The 7652-nt window shown below is 69.0% G+C and carries 7 protein-coding genes; 3 read left to right on the top strand and 4 right to left on the bottom strand.

Translation table 11 applies throughout. The annotated features are described in order from the left end of the window. Nucleotides 1-309: 309 nt before the first annotated feature. The 3 genes from NON22_RS17185 to NON22_RS17175 all read right to left on the bottom strand — a co-directional run bounded on the left by NON22_RS17185 (nucleotide 310) and on the right by NON22_RS17175 (nucleotide 3657). Entirely contained in the window at nucleotides 310-1560 is a 1251-nt protein-coding gene (locus NON22_RS17185) for a choice-of-anchor tandem repeat NxxGxxAF-containing protein (RefSeq protein WP_257388172.1), read from the bottom strand. Nucleotides 1561-1640: 80 nt separating this feature from the next. Next, on the bottom strand, nucleotides 1641-2300 hold the full coding sequence (locus NON22_RS17180; protein ID WP_257388171.1) for an HAD-IB family phosphatase: 660 nt from the start codon (nucleotides 2298-2300) through the stop codon (nucleotides 1641-1643). Next, complete coding sequence (locus NON22_RS17175; protein ID WP_257388170.1) at nucleotides 2275-3657, bottom strand: IS4 family transposase; 1383 nt, start codon at nucleotides 3655-3657, stop codon at nucleotides 2275-2277. Before NON22_RS17175 ends, NON22_RS17180 begins: the two co-directional genes overlap by 26 nt. 231 nt (nucleotides 3658-3888) lie before the next feature. On the opposite strand from NON22_RS17175, the gene NON22_RS17170 reads away from it, so the two are divergent. The 3 genes from NON22_RS17170 (at nucleotide 3889) to NON22_RS17160 (ending at nucleotide 5673) form a co-directional block, all read left to right on the top strand. Next, nucleotides 3889-4659, top strand: coding sequence for a dimethylarginine dimethylaminohydrolase family protein (locus NON22_RS17170; protein WP_257388169.1), 771 nt, complete (start codon nucleotides 3889-3891; stop codon nucleotides 4657-4659). 9 nt (nucleotides 4660-4668) lie between these two features. Further along, complete coding sequence (locus NON22_RS17165; protein WP_257388168.1) at nucleotides 4669-5175, top strand: GNAT family N-acetyltransferase; 507 nt, start codon at nucleotides 4669-4671, stop codon at nucleotides 5173-5175. 120 nt (nucleotides 5176-5295) lie between these two features. Then, the gene (locus NON22_RS17160; RefSeq protein WP_257388167.1) at nucleotides 5296-5673 is read left to right on the top strand and encodes a DUF423 domain-containing protein; all 378 of its coding nucleotides are present in this window, start codon (nucleotides 5296-5298) and stop codon (nucleotides 5671-5673) included. An 803-nt stretch (nucleotides 5674-6476) separates the two neighbouring features. Here NON22_RS17160 and NON22_RS17155 read toward each other — a convergent pair. After that, nucleotides 6477-7652 (bottom strand): DUF4340 domain-containing protein (locus tag NON22_RS17155; RefSeq protein ID WP_257388166.1); only part of this gene is annotated, 1176 nt, incomplete at its 5' end.

Raw genomic sequence — 7652 nt, 5'->3', positions numbered from 1 at the left:
CGTCCGTAAACCGCGTCGTTACGGCGGCGTATGGAAGCCGCAACCCGAGTGAAGACGTCGGTATGCCACAGGGCGCGGAACACTCGGTCAGGCGTGAGGCACGGTCACGGCCGCTGCGTCGAATTCACTGCGTCAAGTGGCGCCTCGCGCAACGAATGAGCTGTCTGGCCTCGCGTCACGGACGGTGACGCGAGGCATGGGGACAGAAATGTCTTGCATCGAGACCCGCCCCGTTCGCGAACGGCGGCGTCCCGCACGAACGGCGATGCGGCGCCACGGAAACGGCGATGCAGGTCCGATGCGCCGCTCTCAGGGCTCGAAGCCGTCGGCGAAGATCGTGTCGGCGACTTTCGCGACGAACACGCCGGTACCCCATTCGATCTGGTTCTGACCGTCGGGATGCAGCGCCGCGATGAACACGAGATCGCCGCGGTTGTTCAGCATCGGCGTGCCGGAGAACACGGAATCGGTGTTGTGCTGGCCGATCTGGCCGAGGCCGAGGTCGGTCGTCACCTGGTCGCCCTTGCCGGCCACGCGCGCGAGCGTGACGCCGTCGCCGACGTAGATGGCCTGGCCGTTCGCGTCGCGCGCGCGGAACGCGACGAGGCCGGCGTCGTTGATCGTCGGCGGAAACGATTCGAGCTCGCGTATCGTGCCGGCCGGATCGACGACGGCGATCTCGGTCAGGCCGGCGCCGTCGATGCGATAGACCGCGCGGCGGCTGTCCGCTTCGCGCGTCGCGACGAAGGCGACGCGACCGAGATCGCTGAGCGCAAGCGAGTTGTCGAACTGGCGTATCGGCGACAGCGGATCGGTGCCGCGGTTCGCGGCCAGGCGCACGGAGCTGCCGTCGCTCGCGAAGCGGCGGATCTCGGTCGCGCTGGTCAGGTCGGCCGACGTCGCGACCTTGCCGACGATGCCGCGCGTGTCGTCGAACGCCGGCGTGTAGAGGTAGGTGTAGCTGCTGCCGGGATCGATGCCGCGATCGGCGACGTGGATCAGCGCGCCGGCGCCGGGCGCGACCGACGCATACGCGCGGCCGCCGGCGAACGTGGCCTGGAAGCCGATCTGCGCAGCCGCGTTGATGCCCGGCGTGCTGTAGCTGTTCGGAAACACCGGCGAGGTGCCGACGCGCGCGGCCTGCTGCACCGCATGGTCGTAGCGCCAGATGCCGTCCTGGCCGCCGGTGTCGAACAAGGTGAACACGACGAGTCCGTCGTCGTTCATGCGCAGCGAAGAGCTGATCAGCGAATCCAGCGGCCCGTAGAACACGATGCCGCCGCTGCCGTCGCCGGGGCCGAACCAGACGCCGGGACTGCTGCTCGCGCCGTTGGGCACGACCTGCACCGGAAAAGCGACGCGGCCGCCGTCGTCGATGTCGGCGCTGATGCTGTTGAACGACGATCCCGGCGGCAGATTGTAGCCGTTGTCGTTGACGAGCAGGTTGGTGCGCGCCTGCAGCTGCGGCGGCGCATACGTCGGCAACTGCGCCCGGGCCGGCGCGGCCAACACGGCGGCGAGCGCCAGGACGGTCGATGCATAGCGTGTCGTGCGAGTCATGCGGTGTTTCCTCGTACAGGGCCCTTCCGGCCGCCGACTCTAGCCCAGCCCCTCGCTAACGGCCTGTGATGCGCTGCGGATCAGCCGGACTCGGCACGTTGCCGCGGCCGCGCTCGGCCCAGCGCCTTGCCGCGGTAGTGGCGGTGCGCGGCCAGGGCCATCAGTTCGCGGTCCTCCGGCGTATCGCCGTAGGCGTGCACGTCCGCGAAGCGGCCGAAGTCGTAATGCGCGCGCACGCACCGCGCCTTTTCCGCGCCGACGGACTGGGCGCCGCGGTAGCGGCCGGTCGATCGGCCGTCGCGCTGTTCCAGCGAGGAACAGAACAGGGTCAGTCCTTGCGCGCGGCACCAGGGCGCGAGATAGGCGTCGAGCGCGCCCGGGACGATCGCGACCGCGTCGCCGCGATCGCGGTGCCGTTGCAGCCGCGCCCAGGCCTGCGGCCGCAGCAAGGTCGGCTCGACGGCTTCGGCGAACCGTTCGCCGGCCGCCGCGACGGCCTCGGCCGGCAAGCCGCGGAGCGCGACGCGGACGATCCCCGCGCGCGTGACCGTGCCGCCGATCCAGCCGAGGCGACAGCCCGCGATCAGCGGCAGCAACGCGAAGCTGCAGGCCGTCGCGCGCAGCCGCGGCGTGACTGCGCGGACGAACAGCGGGAAGGTCTCGCGTTCGGTCAGGGTGCCGTCGAAATCGAACAGGGCCAGGTCCGAATGGCACTTACTTAACACGTGCCGGGTGCCCATTGGCGCGAACAAACTCCCGCGCCACATGTCGTGGTTGCATGAGAAGTTTGTACGGTTTCGGTCTTCGCTTCACGGCGCGGGGTTCGATGCGGCCAGGTCTTTGTGCCACGCGTCGCTGTGCAACCAGGACAAGTAGGTCACCGAGTTTTCGATGGCAGGATCGATACGCCGCGCGCCATGCCAGCCAGAGCTGGACGGTGTGCTTGAAGCTCAGCTGGCGTGGCGCAAGGCCGGCATGCCGAGCCGCGCGAAGCATGAGGCCGCGCACCAGGTTGTAGGCGAGCAGATAAACGCGCAGCTCCTTCATGGCCATCGCCGGCGTGCGGCAGCTGAGCGTTTCCATGCCCAGTGTGGTCATGAGGCAGCGTAGATCCAGCTCGGCATGCCAGCGCTGCCGATACAGAGCCTTTAGCGCGTCCTTGGGCGTCTGGCGTGGGCAAAGCAGCGTTGTTACGAGCAGCTTGCCACCGGTGAGCACTTCCCGAACGGCCAGCGTGCCAGGCACAGCGTCGTACTGTTCCGGGGTCATCCAAGGCGGCCGCTCCGACGGCTTGCGCAGTTCAATCACGTGATCCCGCGGTCCCAGCCGACGGCCGCGGCGGAAGTCGGTGCTACGTCGACGCGCTCCGTATTGCTCGAATACGCCGTCGACACCGCGCTGGGTGAGCTCGGCCAGAAGGAAGTACGTGGCGAACAGTGCATCACCCAGGAGCACGTCGTTGGGCTGCAGGTGATCAAGCAACCGGCGCAATAGGCTTTGCTCGTCGTTTCCCTTGCCCTTCACCGGGCACGTGGCGGCGTCGATGATGGCGCCACTGGACAGGCACAGCAGCGCCAGCAATCGACACAACGGAAAGCCCAGGCCAGGCATTTGCCTACCCAGCTGAGGAAAGGCCGCTTGGTTGGCAGCCGTATCCGGCATCGGCACGGTTGTGCCATCGACCAGCCTCACACGACGGCCTTGCCAGCGATCTTCGGTAGCTGTCGTGTCGACAAGACGTTGCCCGGTAAAACGCAGCAGCGACGACACCATGGACTCAGGAAGCCGTTGCCGTGCACGACAGAATGCGCCGGTCGACGTGCTACACGCGGACAGCCCTCCTGCTACACGTCTGGCCACGAAACCGTTCACGGCCTGCTGGCAGGAACGATCCGCACCCAGGGCTTGAGCGAGGAACATCGCCAGTGTTTCCGTCGGCGGCAGCAATCGCTCACGATGCGCCGGAAGCTGCGACTCGACCTGATCGAGCATTGAGGAATCGGTCAGCAGATCGAAGAACGCATACGCGTCGATCGAACGAAGCCCACGTCGTAACGCGTGCCGTTGCCGCACGCGGGTGCTGCGCATAGGATGCATCGAGCCGGCTCCTTTGCTGCGGGTGTTGTCTGGTAACTCCACCTTAGCATTGCGAGCCGGCTTTGCTTTTCCTGTCAGGGGCTTGGCGTTAAGTCAGTGCCATTCGGGCCAGGTCCATGAGAGTCGCCGCCGCAAGGCGCCGCACGATAGCAGGCCGCGAACGACCCGCACGGGCTTCACTTGCCGCGCCGGAGCCGCTAACGTGCCGAGCCCGCCTGCGCGAGCGCCGCCGTGTTCCGATCCGCCATCGTCCGTCCGCCGAGTGCGAATTTCGCCGAAGGCCTGACCCGCGAATCGCTGGGACCACCCGACGTCGCGCTCGCGCTGGCCCAGCATGCGCGCTACTGCGACGCGCTCGAGCGCTGCGGCCTGAATCTGATCCGCCTGCCCGCCGACGCGCGCCATCCCGATGCCTGCTTCGTCGAAGACACGGCCGTGCTGCTGCCGCGCTGCAGCGTGATCACGCGTCCCGGCGCCGACCGCCGTCGCGGCGAGATCGACGCGATCCGCGAAAGTCTCGCGCAGCAGGGACACGCGCTGCAGGCCATCGTCGAGCCGGGCACGGTCGACGGCGGCGACATCTGCGAGGCCGGCGAGCACGTGTTCATCGGCATTTCGGCGCGCACCGATGCCGGCGGCGCCGCACAGCTCGCGCGGCGGCTGCAGGCGGCGGGCCATACGACCAGCGAGGTCGACATCCGCGACACGCCCGGCATCCTGCACCTGAAGAGCGGTCTGAGCTGGCTCGGCGACGGCCGCCTGCTGCTGATCGCCGCGCTCGCCGATCATCCGGCGTTCGCCGCCTGGGAACGCGTCCGCATCGAATCCGACGAAGCCTACGCGGCCAACGCCGTGCGTGTGAACGATCACCTGCTGGTCGCCGCGGGCTATCCGCGCACGGCCGCGCGGCTGCGCGAGCTCGGTCACGCGCTGATCGAGCTCGACATGAGCGAATTCCGCAAGATGGACGGCGGCCTGAGCTGCCTGTCGCTGCGCTACTGAGAACCGTACATGCACGTGATCGCCGAAACCGAACGACTCCGCCTGCGCCGTCTCGCGCCCGACGACGCCGCGTTCGTGCTGCAGCTCGTCAACGAACCGTCGTGGCTGGAGTTCATCGGCGACAAGGGCGTGCGCACGCTCGACGACGCGCGCGCCTATCTCGAGAACGGCCCGCTGGCCATGTACGCGCGCTGCGGCCACGGGCTCTACTGCATCGAGCTGCGCGACGGCGGGCAAGCGGTCGGCATGTGCGGCCTGATCCGGCGCGACACCCTGCCCGACGTCGACATCGGCTATGCGTTCCTGCCGGCGCACTGGGGTCGCGGCTACGCCGAAGAGGCCGCGCGCGCGACCGTGGCGCATGCGCGCGAGCTCGGCCTGCCGCGGCTGCTCGCGATCGTCACGCCGTCGAACGCGCGCTCGATCCGCCTGCTCGAAAAGCTCGGCCTCGCGTTCGAGCGCACGATAGCCACGCCGACCGCGCCGTCCACGGCGGTCTACGCGCGCGATCTCTGAGTCCGCCGCGAACGACCGCGCCGTTCACGGCAGCACCGTGCGTACGTGTGGAGCGCCGCGAGCGGCGCCGGCCGCGGCGTGGTTATGATCCGCGACCGGTCCGCGCTTACGGAGCTCCCCATGCCGCATCCCCGCCTGCTGTCGCTGCTCGCCGCGCTCGGCGGCGCCCTGGCCGTGGCCTGCGGCGCGTTCGGTGCGCATGCGCTGCGCGCGAGTTTCGATGCGAACCAGCTCGCGCTGTGGCAGACCGCGGTCAGCTACCTGTTCTGGCACGTGCTGGCTGCGCTGTTCGCCGCGCGTCATGCGGAAACCGCCGCGGCACGCGGCAGCACGATCGCGGCGCTGCTGTTTCTCGCCGGCAGCGCAGTGTTCTCGACGACGCTGTTCGCGCTCGCGCTCGGTGCGCCGCGCTGGTTCGGCGCGATCACGCCGCTGGGCGGTACGGCGCTGATCGCCGGCTGGCTCGTGCTGGGCTGGACATTCTGGCGCCGGCGCTGAAGCGGCGGCGCGTAAAGATCCACCCGTTCGCGACGGCCTCGCGCCGCGAACCGCAAAGAAAGAACCCGCACGCCCGGTTGCAGCCGGACGCACGGATCTCGGGGAAAACCCGGCGGTCGAAGCCGCGCCGTCCCTGGCGCCTTGCCTTCGATCCAACTCGCTGCAGGAACGTCCGTTCCTGCAGCCGCCCGGCCGCGACGACCCGCGACGTTCGCCAGCGCGCAGAGCACCGCACGACCGCAGGACGGTCGCGATTCGCGCTGTCGATGGAGAGTGTGGCGAGTGTCCGCGCGGCGGCGGCGGACGGGCGGCATCTTAGCCACGGATGATGCAATGCACAATACAAATGGATTGCATATTTGTGCATAAGTAAAAGCCGGCACCGATCCACTGCGCACGTTCGCGGCCGGAACCAGCCATCGGCAATCGTTTGAAAATGAAGCGCCGATTACAACCGCGCCTGCGGAGCAGGCACCAGGCGCTCGCGAAGCGGCCGATTGCAGCGTACCCATGGCGCGTTCGCCCGACTGGCGCCCGCTCCCCCAAGCGCGAAACGCGCTAGAGGGAGCGGGTTGGTCAGGGGAGAAACGTCGGCGGGCCTGCCGGCGGGTTTCGGCGCGACAGCCGCATCACGAGCATGACGCCGAAAACCGGACACCTGCGCAAACGTCGGCTTCTCCGTCGGCCATCTCCCCGACGGCAGTCGGGGAAAGGAAGAAGCGCTGCTGCGCGCAAAACGGCTGCGGTGCTTCGCGAATCCGGCAACCCGCTTCTCGCGCAGCGCGCGTTGCCGCCGCCGCGACTCACTTCGCCGCCGGCTTCTTCGCGTCGGCCTTCTTGTCGTCGAGCGGCTTGAGGAATTCGTCGGCGGTCTTGTCGAAGCTGGCGGCTTTGTAGGCCGGCAGCACGAAGGTCCAGCCGGCGAAGCGGCGGCCGAGTTCGGCGACTTCCGCATCGACGGCGGCGCTGCGCTCGCTGCGGTCCTTGGCGGGATCGGCGACGGCGAGCGGCGGCGCGGCGGCCGGCTTGGCGGAATCCGCGGTCGCAGCGGCCTGCTGCGCGTCCCAGTCCGCCTTGGCCTTGGCCTGGGCCGCGCTCAGGCCCGCCTCGAACGCGGCCTCGTCCCTGCGCGCCTGGAACTGGGCGTGGAACTTCTCGTCCTTCTTCCAGCCGGTGAGCGCGACGACGACGCCGTCGAAGCTCGCGAACGTCGCGCGGTAGACCTTGCCGTCGGCCGGCGCGGGCGCATCGGCCGCAGCGAACACGTCGTCGAAATTCAGACCGGCCAGGGTCGTGGCCTGCGTGTTCGCGGCGAACTCCGACGACAGCTCGCGGCCCCTGGGCAGATCGGCCAGCGCATAGTTCGTGTCGCCGGGCTGCGCCTTGAACACACGCGCGGCCTTGCCGTCGGGACGGCTCCAGGCGACCTCGCGCACGCGCATGGCCGGCAGGTCGACGATGCGCTTGTCGAGCCAGTTCGCCGCGGTCTTGTCCGGAATCAGATTGCCCTTCGCGAGCCAGCTCTGCTTCTCGCCGGCGCGACGCACGTAGGTCGCATCGCCGCGCGGATTCATGATGCCGACGATCAGCTGCGCGGGTTGCGGCAGTCCGTCGAGCGCGACGAGCAGGCCCTTCGCGTCGGACGCGCCGATGTCGGTCACGCCGATGTCGGAATAGCGCTGTTCGTTCGCGGTCTTCTGCTCGAGCAAGCGCGACTGGCTCAGCCGCAGCAGGAACTCGCGCACCTTGCCCGCATCGGCGCGATAGCCGCCCTTTTCCTTGAGGCTCCAGCCCTGCTCGCCCTTCTCCAGCGTCGCCAGCAGCTTCTGGCCCGGGCCGGTCAGGCTGAAGCGCGTGACGTCGTTGACGTGTTCGGCCAGGCCCGGCAGCGCTTCGCCGGCGCCGTGCGCCGCGTCGGCGACGGGCTTGCGCGACAGGCTGATGCCGGCGGCGATCGCGATCGCCGCGGCCGCGGCGAT

The organism is Tahibacter caeni (assembly GCF_024609805.1).
Taxonomy (GTDB): domain Bacteria; phylum Pseudomonadota; class Gammaproteobacteria; order Xanthomonadales; family Rhodanobacteraceae; genus Tahibacter; species Tahibacter caeni.
Note: the sequence above shows the minus strand (reverse complement) of the source record. Positions and strands in the feature narration are given on the sequence as shown.

What these genes read in the sequence shown, in the direction of transcription:
- NON22_RS17185 (WP_257388172.1), bottom strand. Translation starts at nt 1,560, where the DNA reads ATGACTCGCACGACACGCTATGCATCGACCGTCCTGGCGCTCGCCGCC.
- NON22_RS17180 (WP_257388171.1), bottom strand. Translation starts at nt 2,300, where the DNA reads ATGGGCACCCGGCACGTGTTAAGTAAGTGCCATTCGGACCTGGCCCTG.
- NON22_RS17175 (WP_257388170.1), bottom strand. Translation starts at nt 3,657, where the DNA reads ATGCATCCTATGCGCAGCACCCGCGTGCGGCAACGGCACGCGTTACGA.
- NON22_RS17165 (WP_257388168.1), top strand. Translation starts at nt 4,669, where the DNA reads ATGCACGTGATCGCCGAAACCGAACGACTCCGCCTGCGCCGTCTCGCG.
- NON22_RS17160 (WP_257388167.1), top strand. Translation starts at nt 5,296, where the DNA reads ATGCCGCATCCCCGCCTGCTGTCGCTGCTCGCCGCGCTCGGCGGCGCC.